This window comes from Martinezella multihospitum (assembly GCF_900094585.1).
In the GTDB taxonomy this organism is placed as follows: Bacteria; Pseudomonadota; Alphaproteobacteria; order Rhizobiales; family Rhizobiaceae; genus Rhizobium; species Rhizobium multihospitium.
The window spans coordinates 269,879-287,914 of record NZ_FMAG01000005.1 but is presented as its reverse complement, the minus strand read 5'-3'; the positions used below and the strand labels follow the sequence as shown (position 1 = coordinate 287,914).

General features: G+C 62.3%; 20 protein-coding genes. 13 read left to right on the top strand and 7 right to left on the bottom strand.

Annotated elements, in window-relative coordinates; genetic code table 11:
• Window positions 1–13 precede the first annotated feature (13 nt).
• The 11 genes from ubiE (at window position 14) to GA0061103_RS21915 (ending at window position 11,501) form a co-directional block, all read left to right on the top strand.
• Window positions 14–790: a bifunctional demethylmenaquinone methyltransferase/2-methoxy-6-polyprenyl-1,4-benzoquinol methylase UbiE gene (gene ubiE, locus GA0061103_RS21965; RefSeq protein ID WP_092714936.1), complete on the top strand. Its 777-nt coding sequence runs from the start codon at window positions 14–16 to the stop codon at window positions 788–790.
• Between the two features lie 62 nt (window positions 791–852).
• On the top strand, window positions 853–2,427 hold the full coding sequence (gene ubiB / locus GA0061103_RS21960; protein ID WP_092714935.1) for a 2-polyprenylphenol 6-hydroxylase: 1,575 nt from the start codon (window positions 853–855) through the stop codon (window positions 2,425–2,427).
• A 183-nt stretch (window positions 2,428–2,610) separates the two neighbouring features.
• Window positions 2,611–4,194: an aromatic amino acid lyase gene (locus tag GA0061103_RS21955; protein ID WP_092714933.1), complete on the top strand. Its 1,584-nt coding sequence runs from the start codon at window positions 2,611–2,613 to the stop codon at window positions 4,192–4,194.
• Between the two features lie 41 nt (window positions 4,195–4,235).
• Entirely contained in the window at window positions 4,236–5,621 is a 1,386-nt protein-coding gene (locus GA0061103_RS21950; RefSeq protein ID WP_092714931.1) for a dihydroorotase, read from the top strand.
• A complete protein-coding gene (locus GA0061103_RS21945; RefSeq protein WP_092714930.1) occupies window positions 5,618–6,892 on the top strand; it encodes a Zn-dependent hydrolase in 1,275 nt (424 codons plus the stop codon). Before GA0061103_RS21950 ends, GA0061103_RS21945 begins: the two co-directional genes overlap by 4 nt.
• 3 nt (window positions 6,893–6,895) lie before the next feature.
• Complete coding sequence (locus tag GA0061103_RS21940) at window positions 6,896–7,996, top strand: thiohydantoin desulfurase (RefSeq protein ID WP_092714928.1); 1,101 nt, start codon at window positions 6,896–6,898, stop codon at window positions 7,994–7,996.
• An 18-nt stretch (window positions 7,997–8,014) separates the two neighbouring features.
• On the top strand, window positions 8,015–8,344 hold the full coding sequence (locus tag GA0061103_RS21935) for a TfoX/Sxy family protein (RefSeq protein WP_092714926.1): 330 nt from the start codon (window positions 8,015–8,017) through the stop codon (window positions 8,342–8,344).
• Between the two features lie 42 nt (window positions 8,345–8,386).
• On the top strand, window positions 8,387–10,048 hold the full coding sequence (locus GA0061103_RS21930) for a thiourocanate hydratase (protein ID WP_092714924.1): 1,662 nt from the start codon (window positions 8,387–8,389) through the stop codon (window positions 10,046–10,048).
• A gap of 69 nt (window positions 10,049–10,117) precedes the next feature.
• On the top strand, window positions 10,118–10,792 hold the full coding sequence (locus GA0061103_RS21925; protein ID WP_092714922.1) for a spermidine synthase: 675 nt from the start codon (window positions 10,118–10,120) through the stop codon (window positions 10,790–10,792).
• Window positions 10,793–10,857: 65 nt separating this feature from the next.
• Complete coding sequence (locus tag GA0061103_RS21920) at window positions 10,858–11,100, top strand: antitoxin (RefSeq protein ID WP_092714921.1); 243 nt, start codon at window positions 10,858–10,860, stop codon at window positions 11,098–11,100.
• The gene (locus GA0061103_RS21915) at window positions 11,097–11,501 is read left to right on the top strand and encodes a type II toxin-antitoxin system VapC family toxin (protein ID WP_092714919.1); all 405 of its coding nucleotides are present in this window, start codon (window positions 11,097–11,099) and stop codon (window positions 11,499–11,501) included. The genes GA0061103_RS21920 and GA0061103_RS21915 overlap by 4 nt, the downstream gene beginning before the upstream one ends.
• Here GA0061103_RS21915 and GA0061103_RS21910 read toward each other — a convergent pair.
• From GA0061103_RS21910 to GA0061103_RS21890, 5 genes are all read right to left on the bottom strand, one after another.
• Window positions 11,498–11,902, bottom strand: a complete 405-nt coding sequence (locus tag GA0061103_RS21910) for a GFA family protein (RefSeq protein WP_092714917.1) — start codon at window positions 11,900–11,902, stop codon at window positions 11,498–11,500. The two genes, GA0061103_RS21915 and GA0061103_RS21910, sit on opposite strands and share 4 nt — an antisense overlap.
• Before the next feature lie 5 nt (window positions 11,903–11,907).
• On the bottom strand, window positions 11,908–12,390 hold the full coding sequence (locus GA0061103_RS21905) for an SRPBCC family protein (protein WP_092714915.1): 483 nt from the start codon (window positions 12,388–12,390) through the stop codon (window positions 11,908–11,910).
• Window positions 12,374–12,715: an ArsR/SmtB family transcription factor gene (locus GA0061103_RS21900; protein WP_092714913.1), complete on the bottom strand. Its 342-nt coding sequence runs from the start codon at window positions 12,713–12,715 to the stop codon at window positions 12,374–12,376. Before GA0061103_RS21900 ends, GA0061103_RS21905 begins: the two co-directional genes overlap by 17 nt.
• Before the next feature lie 91 nt (window positions 12,716–12,806).
• The gene (locus GA0061103_RS21895; protein WP_092714911.1) at window positions 12,807–13,193 is read right to left on the bottom strand and encodes a VOC family protein; all 387 of its coding nucleotides are present in this window, start codon (window positions 13,191–13,193) and stop codon (window positions 12,807–12,809) included.
• A gap of 14 nt (window positions 13,194–13,207) precedes the next feature.
• A complete protein-coding gene (locus GA0061103_RS21890) occupies window positions 13,208–14,491 on the bottom strand; it encodes an MFS transporter (RefSeq protein WP_092714909.1) in 1,284 nt (427 codons plus the stop codon).
• 96 nt (window positions 14,492–14,587) lie between these two features.
• On the opposite strand from GA0061103_RS21890, the gene GA0061103_RS21885 reads away from it, so the two are divergent.
• Window positions 14,588–15,463: a LysR family transcriptional regulator gene (locus tag GA0061103_RS21885; protein ID WP_092714907.1), complete on the top strand. Its 876-nt coding sequence runs from the start codon at window positions 14,588–14,590 to the stop codon at window positions 15,461–15,463.
• Window positions 15,464–15,524: 61 nt separating this feature from the next.
• Here GA0061103_RS21885 and GA0061103_RS21880 read toward each other — a convergent pair whose 3' ends face one another.
• Window positions 15,525–16,430 (bottom strand): LysR family transcriptional regulator, encoded by a 906-nt coding sequence (locus tag GA0061103_RS21880; protein WP_092714906.1) that lies wholly within the window; start codon window positions 16,428–16,430, stop codon window positions 15,525–15,527.
• A 119-nt stretch (window positions 16,431–16,549) separates the two neighbouring features.
• Between GA0061103_RS21880 and GA0061103_RS21875 the strand changes: the two genes are divergently transcribed.
• Window positions 16,550–17,314, top strand: a complete 765-nt coding sequence (locus GA0061103_RS21875; RefSeq protein WP_092714904.1) for an SDR family oxidoreductase — start codon at window positions 16,550–16,552, stop codon at window positions 17,312–17,314.
• 92 nt (window positions 17,315–17,406) lie between these two features.
• Here GA0061103_RS21875 and GA0061103_RS21870 read toward each other — a convergent pair whose 3' ends face one another.
• Complete coding sequence (locus tag GA0061103_RS21870) at window positions 17,407–17,853, bottom strand: nuclear transport factor 2 family protein (protein ID WP_208603555.1); 447 nt, start codon at window positions 17,851–17,853, stop codon at window positions 17,407–17,409.
• Between the last annotated feature and the right edge of the window lie 183 nt (window positions 17,854–18,036).

Sequence of the window (18,036 nt, the reverse complement as noted above, 5' to 3'; positions counted from 1 at the left end):
CGGAGTTGAGCCGATGGCAGACAGCCGCACCTCCGCCGATGGCGGCATGGAAACATCCTATGGCTTCCGCGAAGTCGCCGACGGCGAAAAGCAGGGCCTCGTCAACGAGGTGTTCCACAAGGTCGCCAAGCGCTATGACGTCATGAATGACGTCATGTCCATGGGCATGCATCGCGCCTGGAAGGATGGAATGGTCGCAGCGCTCAACCCGCGTAAGGACCCCGCCTACAAGGTGCTCGACGTCGCCGGCGGCACGGGAGACATCGCCTTCCGCATCGTGGAGGCCTCCAACCGGCTTGCACATGCAACCGTGCTCGACATCAACGGCTCGATGCTCGGCGTCGGCGCCGAGCGCGCCGAGAAGAAGAAGCTCTCCGACAACCTCACCTTCGTCGAGGCGAACGCCGAGGAGCTGCCTTTCGAGCCGAACTCCTTCGACGCCTATACGATCGCCTTCGGCATCCGCAATGTGCCGCGCATCGATGTGGCGCTGAAGGAAGCCTATCGTGTGCTGAAGCGCGGCGGCCGCCTGCTCGTGCTCGAATTTTCCGAAGTCGATCTGCCTCTGCTCGACCGCGTCTATGACACATGGTCCTTCAACGCCATCCCGAAGTTCGGCAAGGCGATCACGGGCGACGCAGAGCCCTATCAGTATCTGGTGGAATCGATCCGCAAATTCCCGAATCAGCAGGACTTCGCGACGATGATCCGCGAGGCCGGTTTCTCGCGCGTGAGCTTTACCAACTATACCGGCGGCATCGCTGCGCTGCACTCCGGCTGGAAGCTCTGAAGCATGATATCGAGCCATCTGACCCGGCTTGCGGCCTCCGCTTACCGAGACCTTGAGGCGCTATGACCGCTTTCAGCGCATATTTCGGCCTTGTCCGGGTCGGCTGGGTGCTCGTGCGCGAAGGCGTGGTCATGGCGCTGCCGTCCGAAGGGCTGCCGCCCTCCGTCAGCCTTGCCAAATCCTTCGTCAGCATCTTCGCTCGCCGGAAGGCGAAGAGCCAGGCGCGCAGCGACCGGCTTGCCAAGGCGGTCGAACGGCTCGGCCCGTCCTATGTGAAGATCGGCCAGTTCCTGGCAACGCGGCCCGACGTCGTCGGCGTCGATATGGCCAACGACCTGTCGCAGCTGCAGGACCGTATGGCCTTCTTTCCGCATGAAACGGCAACGGCGGCGATCGAATCGTCACTTGGCCGGCGGATCGACGACCTCTATGCCAGCTTCGGCGAGCCGATTGCCGCCGCCTCGATCGCACAGGTGCATCCGGCGGAGATCGACACGACCGAAGGGCGCAAGCGCGTTGCGGTCAAAGTGGTCCGGCCAGGCGTGCGCCAGCGCTTCTCCAACGATATCAAGGCAATGTATCTCGTGGCGGGGATGCAGGAACGCTTCATGCCCTCCAGCCGGCGCCTGCGCCCGGTGGAAGTGACGAAGACGCTGGAGCAGACCACCAAGGTCGAGATGGATCTGCGGCTGGAAGCGGCGGCACTTTCGGAAATCGCCGAGAATACCGAGAAGGATCCGGGCTTCCGCGTCCCCAAGGTGGATTGGGAACGCACCGGCCGCGACGTCATCACCATGGAGTGGATCGACGGCGTGAAGATGTCCGACGTCGAGGGGCTGAAGGCCGCCGGACACGATCTCAATACGCTTGCCGATACGCTGATCCAGTCCTTCCTGCGCCACACGCTGCGCGACGGCTTCTTCCATGCCGACATGCATCCCGGCAATCTCTTCGTCGATCCCGCCGGCATGATCGTCGCGGTCGACATGGGCATCGTCGGCCGCCTGGGCAGGAAGGAGCGCCGCTTCCTCGCCGAAATCCTCTACGGCTTCATCACCCGCGATTATATCCGGGTGGCCGAGGTGCATTTCGAGGCCGGCTACGTGCCCGCTCACCACAATACGGAGAGCTTTGCGCAGGCCATCCGCGCGATCGGCGAGCCGATCCACGGCCAGCCGGCCGAAACCATCTCCATGGGCAAGCTTCTGACCCTGCTTTTCGAAGTGACCGAGCTCTTCGACATGGAGACGCGACCCGAGCTGGTGATGCTGCAGAAGACCATGGTCGTGGTCGAGGGTGTGTCGCGCATGCTCAATCCGCGCTTCAACATGTGGAAAGCATCAGAACCAGTCGTGGGTGACTGGATCCGCACCAATCTCGGCCCGAAGCGGATCATGACCGATCTGAAGGACGGGTTGAAGGCTGCCGTGAAGCTTGCTGAAGCGGCACCCGAAATCGCTGCCAAGACGGAGAAATTCCATCACGAGCTTCTGCACATGAGCGAAAACGGCCTGCGCTTCGATCCGCAGACGGCGGAAGCGATCGGCAAGTCGGAAGCCAAGCACAGCCGCTCCGGCCGCCTTGCGCTGTGGGTGATCGCGCTAACGCTGCTCTATATCGCCTGGCATCTGAGCTAAGCTGCAAGGCCTACATCCCCGTTTTCTCCTCCCTGAGATGATGCCCACGCAAACACAGAGTTGCGTGTCGGCCTGACTCGCCTCAAAATTCAGCTCCATGCCGCCTATTGAGGTGTTCGCCATTTGGGATATCCCATTGGCGATAAGGCTCGCATAGCCTTGCGAAAAAGGAGAACAAAAGACATGGAGCGTCAGAGAGCCGGCATCGAACTCACCGGGCAACCCCTCGGGTTCAGCGATCTGGTGCGGATCGGGGCGGGTGTTGCCCTGCCCTCGGCATCGGAAACCGGCATGGCTCGGGTGCGGCTGGCGCGTAGCGTTCTTGAAAGCACGATCCAATCCTGCATGCCGGTCTATGGCTCCACCACCGGCGTCGGCGCCATGAAGGATGTCGAATGGTCTCCGGAAGATCTCGATGCCTTCAATCTCGGGCTCGTGCGCGCCCATCATTTCGGCACCGGTGCCCCCTTTTCAATGTCAGTCGTGCGCAACGCCATGGCGATCCGCGTCAATACGGCTCTGACCGGCCTGGTCGGATGCTCGCAGGAGCTGATCGAAGCCTATCTGCAGCTGCTAGGCTCCGACGTCATTCCCGTGGTGCGCCGCACCGGCTCGATCGGCTGCGCCGATATCGGCCTGATGGGCCAGATCGGCGCGGTTCTGACCGGCGTCGGCGAAGCCGTCTATCGCGGCCGCCGCATGCAGGCCGCCGATGCCTTCGATGCGGCAGGCATCGCCCCCGTTAGAATGATGCCGCGCGATAGCCTGGCCTCGCTCAGCGTCAATGCCGTCAGCTTCGCCGCTGCCGCGGAGACAACCCGCAATGCCGCCGCCTCGATCCGTGTCCTGCTTGCGACCGGCATGATGGCGGCCGGCGCGCTCGGCACCTCGCGCGACCCCTGGATTTCGGTGCGCCATGTCGGCACTCCCCGCGAGGCCCTGATCGGCGCGTGGCTCTGCAATGCCTCGGATGAATGGCCCTGGCCGGTCGCGACCCATGTGCAGGACCCGCTGAGCCTGCGCATGATCGCTCAGGTCTTCGGCGCCGTCATCGAGAACCTCCTGACGGCGGGCCACAAGATCCTCGCCGCCACCGGCCGCTCCGACGACAATCCCGTCATCGTCGACGGACGTGTCATGACATCGGGCGGCTCTCTTCCGCTCGATGTCACCATTCTGCTTGAGGGTGCACTCATCTGTATGGCGCATGCCGCGCGCAACTCGTTCAATCGCTGCGTCCTGCTCGGCAACGGGCAGCGTCGCGGCCTGCCGGTCAACCTCGTGCCGGATGGCAGGATCGCGACCGGTTTCGGCCCGATCATCAAGCTTGCCGGCGAGATCTTCTCGCGCGTGCTCTCCATGTCCAATCCGGTTTCCGCGCAGTCGCTCGTGGTGGCAGCAGGGATGGAGGACGAGGCCGCCTTCCTGCCGCTGGTCATTGAGCGTTTCGAAAGGCAGATGCGGGCGCTCAAGCGCCTGGCGGCGCTGGAAGCGCTGTTGTCGGCGCAGGCGATGGACATTCTCGGCGACAAGCCGGAGGGCGTGGCGCGCATGCTCTATGACGTCGTACGCAAACATGCGGATTTCTATGTCGTCGACCGCCCGCTTTCGGCCGAAGTCGAGGCCATCGAAGAGGAACTGGCGTCCGAGGCCTTCATCTCGGAAATGATCGCCCACAAGCCGATCCTTGCCTATGATGACTTCTTCGCGCTCGGCTCGCTGGAGCGGGTCGAGGAGCGACTTTATCGCGACACCGTTGCTATCTGAACCAACCGACTTGAACCAACCGACCGGCGGAGAGAATGCACATGGCCGATTTCGATCTTGTTCTGCAAGGCACCGTGGTTCTGCCCGAACGCATCGTGGAAGCCGGCTATGTCGCCGTGCGTGACGGCAAGATCGCCGAGATCGGCATCGGCGTGCCGCCGGCCGCCCGCGAACGGCATCTGCTCGGCAAGGCGCTGATCCTGCCAGGCGCAATCGATGCGCAGGTGCATTCGCTATCGCAGAAGGATCAGGAAGACTTCATCTGGTCGACGCGTTCGGCCGCCGCCGGAGGTGTCACCACCATCGTCGACATGCCCTATGACGAAGGCAATCTCGTCTGCTCGGCAGCATCGGTGAAGAAGAAGATCGACCACGCCGCGCCGCAATCGCGCGTCGACTTTGCCCTCTATGGCACGATCGACCCGGAAGAAGGCCCGGCACGCATCGCCGAAATGGTCGAGGCCGGCGTTGCCGCCTTCAAATTCTCCACCTTCGGCACCGATCCCAAGCGTTTCCCGCGCATTCCGCCTGCCCTGCTCGATGCCTGCTTCGCCGCAATCGCGCCGACCGGCCTGACCGCCGGCGTCCACAACGAAGACGACGAAGCCGTTCGCACTTATACGGAGCAGGTGAAGGCGAGCGGCGTCACCGACTATCGCGCTCACGGCCTGTCCCGTCCGCCGATCACCGAGCTGCTCGCCATGCACACGATCTTCGAGACGGGCGCGGATACCGGCTGTCCGGCCCATGTCGTGCATTGCTCGCTCGGCCGCGGCTACGACATCGCCCGTGCCTATCGCCGCGATGGCTTCGAAGCCACGGTCGAATGCTGCATCCATTACCTGACGCTCGACGAGGAAAACGATGTGCGGCGTCTGGGCGGCAAGGCGAAAATTAATCCGCCGATCCGGCCGCGCGCCGAAGTGGAAACCTTGTGGCGCAAGGTGGCGGAGGGCAATGTCTGGCTCGTCTCGACCGACCACGTCAGCTGGTCGGAAAACCGCAAAACCAATCCGGACATGCTGGCGAATGCTTCCGGCGTGCCGGGCCTGGAGGTCATGGTGCCGCTCTTCGTCAAGGGTGCCCTGGAACGCGGCGTACCACTCACCTGGGCCGCGAAGCTGATGGCGGAAAACCCGGCTAAGCATTTTCGCCTCGACCATATCAAGGGTGCGCTGACACCAGGCAAAGACGCCGATATCGTCGTGCTGGAGCCGCGCGAAATGGTTTATGACGCAGCCGCAAGCGGCAACAACGTCGTCGGCTGGAGCCCCTATAACGGCATCCGCCTACCCTGGACTGTGTCGGCCGCCTACCTTAGAGGCAAGCAGATTACAGAGGGACAGAAGGTGCTGGCCGAACCCGGCTCCGGCAGCTTCGTGCGTCCCTTGCCTCGCCAAGTTCTTGCCGGAGATGCAACCCGATGACCGATCCCAAGCGCCACAACCTGCCCGTCAACGCCGATCGTATCGCTGAGGACATCGATGCGCTTGCCGGCATTACCGAGCCGGGCCATCCCTGGACGCGCCGCGCCTTCTCGCCGCTCTTCCTCGAAGGGCGAGCCTATATCGAGGCGCGGATGAAGGCAGCCGGTCTTGAGACGCGCATGGATGCTGCCGGCAATCTGATCGGCCGCCGCGCCGGTGCCAAGCCCGGCCTCGGCACAATCCTTGTCGGCTCGCATTCCGACACTGTTCCCGATGGCGGCCGCTTCGATGGCATTGCCGGCACGATTGCAGCACTTGAAGTGGTGCGCTCCTTGAAGGATCGCGGCATCGAGCTCGATCATGATCTGGAGATCGTCGATTTCCTCGCCGAGGAAGTCAGTATCTTCGGCGTCTCCTGCATCGGCAGCCGCGGCATGACCGGGCAGATCCCCGAGGCCTGGCTTTCCCGCATGAGCGGCGACCGCACGCTGTCGCAGGGCATTGCCGAAGTCGGCGGTGATCCCTCCGTGCTGCTTGCCCAGAAGCGTCCTGATCTCGCCGGCTTCCTGGAGCTGCATATCGAGCAGGGTCCGGTGCTTGAGGCCGAGAACAAGGATATCGGCATCGTCACCGCGATCGCCGGCATCACCCGCATCGAAATCACCGTTGAAGGCCGCGCCGACCATGCGGGCACGACGCCGATGGATCGACGCGCCGACGCGCTGGTGGCCGCTTCTCAGCTCGTGCTGGATATCCGGCAGAGGGCGGCTGAGCAGGCGAAGACGCCGGGCCATTTTGCTGCCACCGTCGGCGAATTCCGCATCGAGCCGAATGCCGCCAATGTCGTGCCCTCGAAGGTCGTGCTGCTGATTGATGGGCGCGCCGAAATCCGTGGCGACATGGAAGAGTTCCTCGCTTGGATCGACGGTGAGGTGAAGACCATCGCCGCCGACTATGGCGTCACGATCAACGCGCCGGTGCGCGTCTCCGACAATATGCCGACGCCGGGCGCTCCCGTGCTGCTCGAAACGCTGGAGCGCGCCTGCGAGACTGTTGGCGCCAAGCATCGCCGCATGGCCTCCGGCGCCGGCCACGACACGGCCTGGATCGCCAAGGTCGCGCCAGCCGCCATGATCTTCGTGCCCTGCAAGGAGGGCCGCAGCCATTGCGCCGAGGAATGGGCCGAGAATGACGACATCGCCATGGGCGCCGCCGTGCTCTTCGAAGCGGTGCGCGACATGGACAAGAACCTCAAACAGAACCGGGAGTAGCCAATGGGACGCGTACTCGTTGCCAAGGATGTGGAAGCGGCCGTCAAGGGCGGCTCCGTTTACGCCGCAGGCGGTGGCGGCTGGGCCGATCATGGACGCATGCTCGGCTATGCGGCCGTCAATGTCGGCAAGCCGGAGCTGGTGTCGATCGACGAACTCAACGACAATGACTGGATCGCGACGGCTGCCGCCATCGGCGCGCCGGCCTCCACGACCCCATGGGAAATGCAAGGCATCGACTACGTCAAGGCCGCACAGCTGCTGCAGGACGAGCTTGGCGAGCAGCTTTCCGGCCTGATCATCGGCCAGAACGGCAAGTCCTCGACGCTGAACGGCTGGCTGCCATCGGCCATCCTTGGAACGAAGGTGGTGGACGCCGTCGGCGATATTCGTGCCCATCCAACGGGCGACATGGGCTCGATCGGCATGGCCGGCTCGCCAGAACAGATGATCCAGACCGCCGTCGGCGGCAACCGCGCCGAAAACCGCTATATCGAGCTGGTCGTGAAGGGCGCGACGGCGAAGATTTCGCCGATCCTGCGCGCGGCCTCCGACCAGTCCGGCGGTTTCATCGCCTCCTGCCGCAATCCCTTGCGCGCTTCTTACGTTCGCACCCACGCGGCGCTCGGCGGCATCTCAATGGCGCTTTCGCTCGGCGAAGCAATCATCGAGGCGGAAAAGAAGGGTGGCAGTGCCGTCATCGACGCCATCTGCAAGACGACGGGCGGTCATATCCTGGCCGAAGGGACGATCACCAGGAAGGATGTCGTCTACACGAAGGAAGCCTTCGACATCGGCACCGTCACCGTCGGCAGCAGCGATAAGGCCGTCATCATGCATGTGATGAACGAGTATATGGCGGTCGAGGATACAGGCGGCAAGCGCCTGGCAACCTTCCCCTCCGTCATCACGACACTGTCGCCGGAAGGCGAGCCCTTGAGTGTCGGCCAGCTGCATGAGGGCATGAACGTCTTCATCCTGCATGTGCCGATGGACATCATTCCGCTCTCGGCCAGCGTGCTTGATCCCACCGTCTATCCCTCCGTGGAAAAGGCCATGGGGATCGAGATCGCCAAATTCGCTCTGGCCGGCAAGAAAGGCTGAAAAGCGCGGGAGGCGCAGATGGCGCGTGACGCAGGTCTCGAAGAATTGCTGAGAGAAGAGTTCGGACCACGGCCCGGGCTTAGCGAAAAAGCGATGTTCGGCGGCTGGGCCTTTCTGCTCAACGGCCATCTGCTGTGCGGCGCGCGCGAAGACGGGATGCTGATCCGCCTCGGCAAGGGCAACGATAGCTGGGCGGTTCAGCAGCACGACGTCAACCGCATGCAGATGGGCGGCCGGACAATGCAGGGCTGGGTGCGCGCCGGGCCAGAGGCCTATGGCAACGACGTGCTGCGCAAGCGGCTGCTTCTGGCCGCGCTGGACTTCGTCGAAGGCCTGCCGCCGAAATAGCCGGGCCGCCGAAACAACAAAGAAATCAGGGAAGGGAAATCCATGCCGAAAGCCAATCCACGTCACCCGAAATTCCCCATTCCGGGCGGCCCGGAGCTGCGTGCCAAGGGCTGGCGGCAGGAGGCCCTGCTGCGCCTGCTCGAAAACGTGCTCTCGGTCGGCGAAGATCCCGACAATCTCGTCGTCTATGCCGCTCTCGGCAAGGCCGCCCGCAACTGGGCGGCGCACAAGGGCATCGTCAAGGCGCTGACCGAAATGGATGAGAACCAGACCCTGCTCATCCAGTCCGGCAAGCCGATCGGCCTCATCCGCACACATGACAAGGCGCCGCTCGTCATCATGGCGAACTGCAACATCGTGGGGCAATGGGCAAAGGCCGAGGTGTTCTACGAGCTGCAGCGCAAGGGGCTGATCTGCTGGGGCGGGCTTACAGCCGGCGCCTGGCAATATATCGGCAGCCAGGGCGTGATCCAGGGAACCTACGAGATCTTCATGCGCATCGCCGAGCGCCGGTTCGGCGGCGATCTCTTCGGCCGTTTCGTGCTGACGGCCGGTCTCGGCGGCATGGGCGGCGCGCAGCCGCTCGCCGGCCGCATGGCGGGAGCCGCGATCCTCTGCGTCGATATCGATGCGGAGCGCGCCAGGAAGCGCCAGGAAATCGGCTATCTGCAGGAGATCGCCCCGGATCTCGATTCCGCGCTGGCGATGATCGACGCGGCGGTCAAGGAGAAGCGGGCACTGTCCGTCGGCCTCGTCGGCAATGCAGCCGAGATCTATCCCGAGATCGCGCGGCGCGGCATCGTGCCCGATATCGTCACCGACCAGACTTCCGCCCACGATCTCGTCTATGGCTACGTGCCGAAGGGCATGAATTTGCAACAGGTCAAAGACCTTCGCGACGATGGCCAGGGCCAGCTGATGGCCGCCAGCCGCGCCTCGATCGTCGAGCATGTGAAGGCCATGCTGGATTTCCAGAAAAAGGGCTCCGAAGTCTTCGACAACGGCAACCTCATCCGCACGCAGGCGAAGGAAGGCGGCGTCACTAACGCCTTCGATATCCCGATCTTCACCGAAGCCTATTTGCGGCCGCTCTTCTGCCGCGCCATCGGCCCCTTCCGCTGGATGGCGCTTTCCGGCGAGGAGAGCGATATCGCCCACATCGACGATCTGCTGCTGGAGATGTTCCCGGACAACAAGATCATCACCAACTGGATCAAACTCGCCCGCGAGCACGTGCCCTTCGAAGGCCTGCCGGCCCGTATCGCATGGCTCGGTCATGGCGAGCGCACCGCACTTGCCCGCCGCGTCAACGAGCTTGTGGCAAGCGGTGAACTCAAAGGTCCGATCGCCTTTTCGCGCGACCATCTCGATGCCGGCGCCATGGCGCATCCGAACATCATGACCGAGCGCATGAAGGACGGCTCCGACGCCATCGCCGATTGGCCGCTGATCGACGCCATGATGCTCTGCTCGTCCATGGCCGACCTCGTCGTCGTTCATTCCGGCGGCGGCGGCTATGCCGGCTACATGACGAGCTGCGGCGTCACCGTGGTTGCCGATGGCACCCAAGCCGCCGACGAACGGCTCGACCATGCGCTGACCAACGACACGGCACTCGGCGTCATGCGCTATGCCGATGCCGGCTACGAGGAAGCGCTTGATGAAGTTGCGAAAAAGGATGTGCCCTATATCCGTTTGGGATAGGCGCGTCTGTTCTTAGCGACATTCAGAGACTATGGTCCCGGGCAACTTTAGATGAATTGAGAGTTGCCCGTGATCCCCTGGACGTTGCTTGATACTGCGAAAATCCCTGGCGGCGGCGAGCTGCGCCTGAAGCAGCGCGGCCAGGAATTTTCCATCATGCTCGGCACCAACGAGCTGATGAACAGCCGGCTCAGCGGCTCCGAGCGGGCGCTGGCGACGCTTTCCTGCGAGAAGATCAAGGACCGGAAGGCGCCGCATCTGCTGATCGGCGGCCTTGGCATGGGCTTTACCCTGCGCGCGGCTCTCGGCGAACTCGGGGCGGACGCCAAGGTCACGGTTGCGGAGCTGGTTCCGGCGGTCGTTTCCTGGGCACGCGGGCCGATGGCAACGGTCTTCGACGGCTGCCTCGACGATCCCCGCGTCGCGATCCACGAAGGCGATGTGCGTCCACTCATCCGCGTCCGCAAGACTGCCTATGACGCCATCCTGCTCGATGTCGACAACGGTCCCGACGGCATCACCTCGGAGGCCAATGACGGCCTCTACGATTATCAGGGCCTGAAGGCCGCGCGCGATGCACTACGCCCCGGCGGCATCCTTGCGGTCTGGTCGTCAGGACCGGACGAGCGCTTTACGAGACGCCTGCGCGACAGCGGTTTCGCCGCCGAGGTGGTCAATACGCGCGCCAATGGCAAGACAGGCGCGCGTCATGTCATCTGGCTTGCGACAAAATCAGGATCGTGACGCCCCGAATTGAAATGGCGCTCCTGATGCTATATATCAATGTCATATCTCAAGGGAGTTATGGCATGGACACCGCAAAAATCTTCTGGTCCGGCCGCTCGCAGGCCGTGCGTTTGCCGAAGGACTTCCGCCTCGATGGCGAGGAAGTGCGCATCCGACGGCAGGGAAAAGCAATTATTCTGGAGCCGATCGCCGAAGATTGGGGTTGGTTGGAAGCTGTTACGGGGCCGCTCGATCAAGACTTTGAAGACGCAGTGGCCGAACAGCCCGCCGAGCAGCAACGTCCAGAGCTGGATATCTTCAAGTGAAGTATCTGCTCGATAGCAATGCCGTCATCGCCTTGATGAAAGGTCACTCCAGCTTCGTCAGCGAGCTTCGCAGACATAAGCCGCAAGATTTCGCGGTTCCGTCTATCGTTGCACACGAACTGTTTTATGGCGCTTACAAGGGTCAGCGTGTTGCCGAGAACCTTGGTCGTGTCGAAGCCCTGCAATTCGAAACGCTGGACTTCGATAAGGAAGATGCCCGCGCGGCAGGCGAAATACGTGCCAATTTGGCTACTCTCGGCACCCCGATTGGCGCCTATGACGTCCTGATCGCGGGCCAGGCGATGGCCCGCGATCTGATCCTGATAACGCGGAATGTCAGAGAGTTCGAACGTGTTCCCAAGCTGCGATTTGAGGACTGGGAGTCCTTGGCAAACGGCTAAAGATAGCGTGTTTCCTCCGGTGCTCGATCGAAGCGGTCGTCGCGGCCGTCGAAGTATCCCACCGGAAGTGCTGCTAGTTCCTCATCGGTGGCATCATCCAGGCAGCTGATGCTGATCGCATAGAACTTGCCGCCGAGTACGGGATTTTCACCCCAGTTGAAAGAGCTGATGCCGCAAGTCTTGCAGAAGAGGTGATGCAGGATGCGCGGGCCGAATTGATATTCGCCGATCCTGTCGTCACCCGACGTCAGGCGGAAATCGGCAGGCGTGGCGACGGCCAGCCAATTGCGCTTCTTCTTGCAGATCGAGCAATTGCATTTGAAGGTGCCGCCCTGCAGATCGAGATCGGCTTCATAACTGACGGCGCCGCAATGGCAGCTTCCGTGATAGGTCTTCTTCATCACTCTCATCCTTCCCTTGAGGTGGCTTCTGCGTAAGCGACGTATTTGTCGAGGGCCTGCTCCCAGCCGCCGGTCTGCAATCTCAGCTCGGTATCGTCAGGCAATTCGACCTTGCGGAAGACGAGGCGCGTCTTCTCGCCAAGCTCATGGAACTCCACGGTAACCTGCATCGGGTGTTCGGGCTTTCCTTCCTGGTTTTCCCAGGCGAAGGTGAAGACAAGGCGCTCCGGCGGGACAATTTCGAGATAGCGTCCGTGGCTCCAATATTCCCTGCCTTCTGCCGTGAGAATGCAGTGCCGCCAGGTGCCGCCTTCACGCAAATCCACAGAGACGGACGAGGCGGTCGTGGTCTGCGGCCCCCACCAGCGCATCAGGTGTTGGGGCTCCGTCCAGAGACGAAAGAGTAAACCTCGTGGCGCGGCAATGTCTCTGGTCAGCACGATCTCACGCGGCTGGCGCACGCTGCCGCCGTCAGTTGCTGGGCTCATCCGTTCCTCCCTTTTGCAATAGCGCCGCGTAGGCTTCCAGGCGATCGAGATTGTCGTTCCAGAATTGCCGGTAGCTCTCCAGCCAGTCATCCACCTGCCGCAGCGGCTTCAGCTCCAGCCGGCAGGGCCGCCATTGCGCCTCCCTCCCCTTCGAGATCAGGCCGGCTTTCTCCAAGACCTTCAGATGCTTGGAAACGGCAACCAGCGACATGTCGAAGGGTTCGGCCAGCTCGGAGACGGACGCCTCGCCAGTCGCCAGCCGCGCCAGGATGGCCCGGCGGGTCGGATCGGCCAGGGCCGAGAGGGTCATGCTCAATGTGTCCATGCTATTTAATAAACCATAAAGTTAATTAACTTATTGGTTTAATATAGGTGGTGAGCGAGCGATGTCAAGAAGGGCCAGACGGCGTGCAATCTCAGGAAACGATGTTGGAGACTTCGATCAGGTTTTGATCGGGATCGCGGAAATAGACCGAGAGAATGGGGCCGGTCGCGCCGGTACGGCGAACGGGGCCTTCCATGATCGCAACGCCCTCGGCCTTGAGGTGAGCGATGACATCGTCCAGCGGCGTCGTGCTGATGAAGCAAAGGTCGGCCGAACCGGGCGTGGGTCTATCAGCCTTGGGCTCGAACTCATGCCCGGCGCGGTGCAGGTTGATTTTCTGGTTGCCGAAGGTCAAGGCCTTGCGGCCCTCGCCAAAGGTTCCGACACCCATGCCGAGGACGCGGGCATAGAAATCGCAGCTCTCCTCGATGCTCGCGACCGTGAGCACCAGATGATCGAGATGGTCGATACGGATCATGGCGGCCTCCGGCTTCAACGACGCGCCAGCCTGGCGACGGCAAGGGCACTGGCGAGACATAGTGCCAGCATGACGAGGATGAAGGCAACGACGGCATTCCAGCCATCGGCAAGCCAGAAATAGCCGCCGACCGAGCCCGCTATGCTGGAGCCGAGATAATAGGCGAGCAGGTAGAGCGAGGAGGCGTGGCCCTTGAAGCCATGGGCCAGCCGCCCCACCAGCGCACTGGCGGCGGAATGGGCCATGAAGAAGCCAATCGTCACCAGAACGATGCCAAGAATGATCAGCGGCAGCGAGCTGGAAAGCGTGACCGCTGCACCGAGTGCTGCGATCAGCACGCCAATCGGCAGCACGATGAAATGGCCGATGCGGTCGCCGAGAAGACCGGCTGCCCAGGAGGCGACGATGCCGAAGAGATAGGCGGTGAAGATCAGGCCCAATTCGGTCTGGTTGAGATCATAGGGATCGGCGACCAGACGGAAGCCGGCATAATTATAGACCGTGACGAAGGAACCCATGACGAGGAAGCCAATGGCAAAGAGCAGCGGCAGCGCCGCATTGCCGAAATGGCCACCCCAGGCCTTTATGTGGAAGGCGGCATCGAAGCCCTTGCGCGGGGTGAAATTGCGCGACGGCGGCAGGAGGTAGAGGAAGCCGATGGCGGCGATCAGGCCGAGAATGCCGACCGTTGCCAGCGCCGGCCGCCAGCTCAGATATTCGGCGATCGTACCTGTCACAACGCGACCGGCCATGCCGCCGAAGGCATTGCCGGCAATATAGAGGCCCATGGCGCCGCCAAGGCCGCGCGGCTCGATCTCCTCGGCCAGATAAGTCATCGCGACGGCCGGGACCCCGCCCAGTAGGAACCCCTCAAGGGCGCGAACGGCGAGGAGCATGTGCCAGCTCGGCGACACCGCGCAGACAATCGTACAGATGGCCGCGCCGAGCAGCGAAATGAACATCAGGCTGCGGCGGCCGAGGCTTTCGGAAACGGCAGCGGCGCCGAAGATCGCGAAGGCCAGGAAACCGGTGGAAAGCGACAGCGACAGCGAGCTTGCGGCAGGCGTGACACCGAAATCCTCGGAAAAGATCGGCATCAGCGGCTGCACGCAATAAAGCAGCGAGAAAGTCGCAAAGCCCGAGAGAAACAACGCAATGGTCGCGCGGCGGAATGCGGGCGTGCCGCGTGTCAGGAATTGACGAGGCTCCGCCAACAGCTCGCTCTTCACGAGCGTCAATTCGGGGCCTGATGGAACTTCGGAAGCAGCGATTTCCTGCTTGCCAGCGGCGCGAGACATGGGGCACCCAACCTTTCTTGCCCCGAAATCTAGCCAGATCAGCTCCATTAGTCCAATATATGGAACAGGCGATCTCAATAGCTTTTGGAGATAGCGATGGAGCTGCGTCATATCCGCTATTTTCTGGCACTCGCGGAGGTGGGAAACTTCACCCGCGCGGCTGCCAATCTCGGTATCGGCCAGCCGCCGCTCAGCCAGCAGATCGGGGACCTTGAAAACGAGGTAGGCGCACAACTGTTCCATCGCGTGCCGCACGGTGCGGAGCTGACGGCGGCCGGAGAGGCCTTTCTGGCCGAGGCGAGAACGGCCATTGATGCGGCGGAAAAGGCGAAACTTGCCGCCCAGCGCGCCAATCGCGGCGAAATCGGTCGTCTCTCGCTCGGCTTCACCGCCTCCTCCGCCTTCAACACCATCGTCACAGCAACCATTCGCGAGTTTCGGGGGCATTGGCCGGAAGTGCGGCTGTCGCTGACCGAAATGAACACCAACGCACTGATGGAACGGCTGATGCGTGGCGAAATCGATGCGGCTTTCATTCGCCCGGGCCTGGAAGATCCGCGGGATGTGCGCCTGAAGCGCTTTGCCGACGAGCCGATGCTGATCGCGCTGCCGGCCCATCATCCATTGGCGAAAAAGGAGCCCGTGCCGATTGCGGCGCTTGCGGGCGAGCCCTTCATCCTCTTCCCGCGCATGGTGGGGCTCAGCCTCTATGACGATATCGTTGGTGCCTGCCGCGAGGCGGGCTTCGACCTCGTCGTGACGCAGGAGGCGCCGCAGATCCCATCCGTCGTCAATCTCGTCGCCGCCAATCTCGGCGTTTCCATCGTTCCGGCTTCGATCGCACAGATCAAGCTCGATGGCGTCGCCTACCGGCCGATTGATGGACCGCCGGTCGTGGCGCGTCTCGGCCTTGCTAGCCTCAAGGCGCAGAGATCGCCCGTCATCGCCAATCTGATGAGCCTGATTGCATAGAGCGTTTCCTTACGCACTTCGGACGGAAAACCGCTACGCACTTTTCCTGGAAATGCTTTAATTATGCGCCGCGTTCCCAATAGGGCGGATCGCCGAATGCCTTCTTCAGATGATCGGCGATGGCCCGAAGTTTGGCCGAGGGATTGCGTCCTTCCGGATGGGCCATGAAGATGAACTCCGGCTCCGGCCGATAGCCGACATCGATCTCGACAAGCCGCCCTTCCCTCACGGAAGGCCCCGCGATGAAGGCCGGCAGCAAAGCAACGCCGAGCCCGGCGATCGCTGCATCGTGAAGGACATCGCCGTTGTTGACGCCCAGTGCCAGCTTCGCACGGATGACGACAGCACCGTCCGGCCCATCGAAACGCCAGTCCGCGACGCCACGATTGGTGTAGAAGATGCCGCGATGATCTTCGAGATCGGATAGCGAAGTGGGCCCGCCGTGGCGACTGAGATAGTCCGGCGAAGCCACGAGAAGGCGGCGACTGCGCGCGAGCTTCCAGGCAACTAAACGCGAGTCGGCGATCAGGCCATGGCGGATGATCGCATCATAGCCATCCGAGGCGGCATCGACGCGGCGGTCGTCAAGATCGAGTGTCAGCTCGATCTCCGGATGCTCGGCGAGAAACGGATAAAGAGCAGGCCCCAGATGCAGGCGGCCGAAGGTGACGGGTGCCGCGATGCGCAACGGCCCCATCAGCGTGCCGCGCCGCTCGGCGAGATCGGCAGCCGCCTCGCGAACCTCCTGCGCGATGCGGGTCGCGCGCTGCAGAAAGGCGGCGCCATCTTCCGTCAGCGTCAGCTTGCGGGTGGTGCGATGAAGCAGGGTTGCCCCCAACGCCTTCTCCATGTCCGACAGTCGTTCGCTGACGACGGATTTCGACAGGCGCAGGCGTCGCGCGGCCTCGCTGATCGAGCCGGCCTCGGCTACAGTCACGAATGTCACGATCCCTTCGATTTTCAACATCGTTCGGCAATTCCGAATTCGAATTCCATTATCTGCAGACTAATCCGAACGATCGGAAAAGGCCATCTTCCACGTATCGGACAAACCGAAAGACACGTCCTCACACAGGAGATGGAACAATGAACCGCTTGAATGGAAAAGTCGCAATCGTTACCGGCGCCAGTTCCGGTATTGGCCGCACCACGGCAAAGCTTTTCGCCGCCGAAGGCGCCAGGGTTGTCGTCGGCGCTCGCCGCGCCGCAGAACTGGAAAGCCTTGCCGCCGAAATCAAGGCCGCCGGCGGTGAAGCAGCCGTCCTGGCCGGCGATGTGCGCTCGGAAGACTATCACAAGGCGCTGGTCGCCCTTGCGGTCGAGCGCTACGGCAAGCTCGACATTGCCTTCAACAATGCCGGCACGCTCGGCGAGGCAGGCCCCAGCACCGAGGTCTCCGAGGCAGGCTTTGCCGAGGCACTGGCGATCAACCTCACTGCGTCGTTCCTGGCTGCCAAGCACCAAATTGGCGAAATGATCAAGCATGGCGGCGGCTCGGTGATTTTCACCTCGACCTTTGTCGGCCATACCGTGAGCTTCCCCGGCGTTGCCGCCTATGCCGCCAGCAAATCCGGCCTGATCGGCCTGACGCAAACACTCGCCGCCGAATTTGGCCCGCAGAATGTGCGCGTCAATGCCATACTGCCGGGTGCGGTCGACACCGATATGTATCGCGACATGAACGATACGGCCGAAAAGCAGGCTTTCATAACCAATCTGCATGCGCTGAAGCGCGTCGCCGGCCCCGAGGAGATCGCTCGCTCGGTCCTCTATCTCGCTTCAGATGATGCAAGCTTCGTCAGCGGCACGGCTTCGCTGGTCGATGGCGGCCTGTCGATCACGCGGACCTGACGGCGCCTTTTCACGGCGCAATTATCGTCGCCGGCATGCTTTGAATGGATAAGAACGGGCCGCAGGCGCTATATCCCTTGCGGCCCTTTCACTCAGAACATCGTATTGTTGTTCTTCGATGTCTCGGGGATCGGCTGCACCGAGTCCCAGTGTTCCTGGATCTTGTTGTCCTCGACGCGGAAAATATCGACGATGGCGCTGCCGCGGTCGCCCGGTTGGCGAATGGCATGGACGCGCAGGATCACAAAGTCGCCGTCGACCATCACGCGCTTGATCTCGCTCTTCGACTGCGGATAGTTCTTCTTCAGATATTCGAGGAAACCGCGCAGGCCTTCGGGACCATCGGCGGCCATCGGATTGTGCTGGATGTATTTGCCGAGATATTTGGAAGCCGCGGCGAAATCCTTGTCGTTCAGCGCCTTCTGGTAGAAATCCAGAACGATTTCCTTGTTCTTCTGCTCTTGCGGCGAATAGGCGCGCTCGGCAAAAGCCGGCATAGCAGCGGCCATGATTGGCAGGGCGATGACAGCGACTTTCATCAGTTTCAAGGCGTCACTCCTTTGGTCGTTAACGTGTTCACTTTTGTCGAGGGTGAAGACGCCCGCAAATGACAAGTCGGTGATGCCGACGTGATCATTGGCTGCAAATGGCGGAAAATCCCATCACTTGCGCCGCAATCACCGACACGCCGAGTTCGAAGGAAGCACGCGGCGATTGCCTAT

Excerpts from the sequence above, each read along its gene's own strand:
- GA0061103_RS21890 (WP_092714909.1), bottom strand. The coding sequence starts at position 14,491 with ATGTCTCGCGCCGCTGGCAAGCAGGAAATCGCTGCTTCCGAAGTTCCA.
- GA0061103_RS21935 (WP_092714926.1), top strand. The coding sequence starts at position 8,015 with ATGGCGCGTGACGCAGGTCTCGAAGAATTGCTGAGAGAAGAGTTCGGA.
- GA0061103_RS21930 (WP_092714924.1), top strand. The coding sequence starts at position 8,387 with ATGCCGAAAGCCAATCCACGTCACCCGAAATTCCCCATTCCGGGCGGC.
- GA0061103_RS21905 (WP_092714915.1), bottom strand. The coding sequence starts at position 12,390 with ATGAGCCCAGCAACTGACGGCGGCAGCGTGCGCCAGCCGCGTGAGATC.
- GA0061103_RS21870 (WP_208603555.1), bottom strand. The coding sequence starts at position 17,853 with ATGAAAGTCGCTGTCATCGCCCTGCCAATCATGGCCGCTGCTATGCCG.
- ubiB (WP_092714935.1), top strand. The coding sequence starts at position 853 with ATGACCGCTTTCAGCGCATATTTCGGCCTTGTCCGGGTCGGCTGGGTG.
- GA0061103_RS21895 (WP_092714911.1), bottom strand. The coding sequence starts at position 13,193 with ATGATCCGTATCGACCATCTCGATCATCTGGTGCTCACGGTCGCGAGC.
- GA0061103_RS21875 (WP_092714904.1), top strand. The coding sequence starts at position 16,550 with ATGAACCGCTTGAATGGAAAAGTCGCAATCGTTACCGGCGCCAGTTCC.
- GA0061103_RS21880 (WP_092714906.1), bottom strand. The coding sequence starts at position 16,430 with ATGTTGAAAATCGAAGGGATCGTGACATTCGTGACTGTAGCCGAGGCC.
- GA0061103_RS21910 (WP_092714917.1), bottom strand. The coding sequence starts at position 11,902 with ATGAAGAAGACCTATCACGGAAGCTGCCATTGCGGCGCCGTCAGTTAT.
- GA0061103_RS21900 (WP_092714913.1), bottom strand. The coding sequence starts at position 12,715 with ATGGACACATTGAGCATGACCCTCTCGGCCCTGGCCGATCCGACCCGC.
- GA0061103_RS21940 (WP_092714928.1), top strand. The coding sequence starts at position 6,896 with ATGGGACGCGTACTCGTTGCCAAGGATGTGGAAGCGGCCGTCAAGGGC.
- GA0061103_RS21920 (WP_092714921.1), top strand. The coding sequence starts at position 10,858 with ATGGACACCGCAAAAATCTTCTGGTCCGGCCGCTCGCAGGCCGTGCGT.
- GA0061103_RS21885 (WP_092714907.1), top strand. The coding sequence starts at position 14,588 with ATGGAGCTGCGTCATATCCGCTATTTTCTGGCACTCGCGGAGGTGGGA.
- GA0061103_RS21955 (WP_092714933.1), top strand. The coding sequence starts at position 2,611 with ATGGAGCGTCAGAGAGCCGGCATCGAACTCACCGGGCAACCCCTCGGG.
- GA0061103_RS21945 (WP_092714930.1), top strand. The coding sequence starts at position 5,618 with ATGACCGATCCCAAGCGCCACAACCTGCCCGTCAACGCCGATCGTATC.
- ubiE (WP_092714936.1), top strand. The coding sequence starts at position 14 with ATGGCAGACAGCCGCACCTCCGCCGATGGCGGCATGGAAACATCCTAT.
- GA0061103_RS21950 (WP_092714931.1), top strand. The coding sequence starts at position 4,236 with ATGGCCGATTTCGATCTTGTTCTGCAAGGCACCGTGGTTCTGCCCGAA.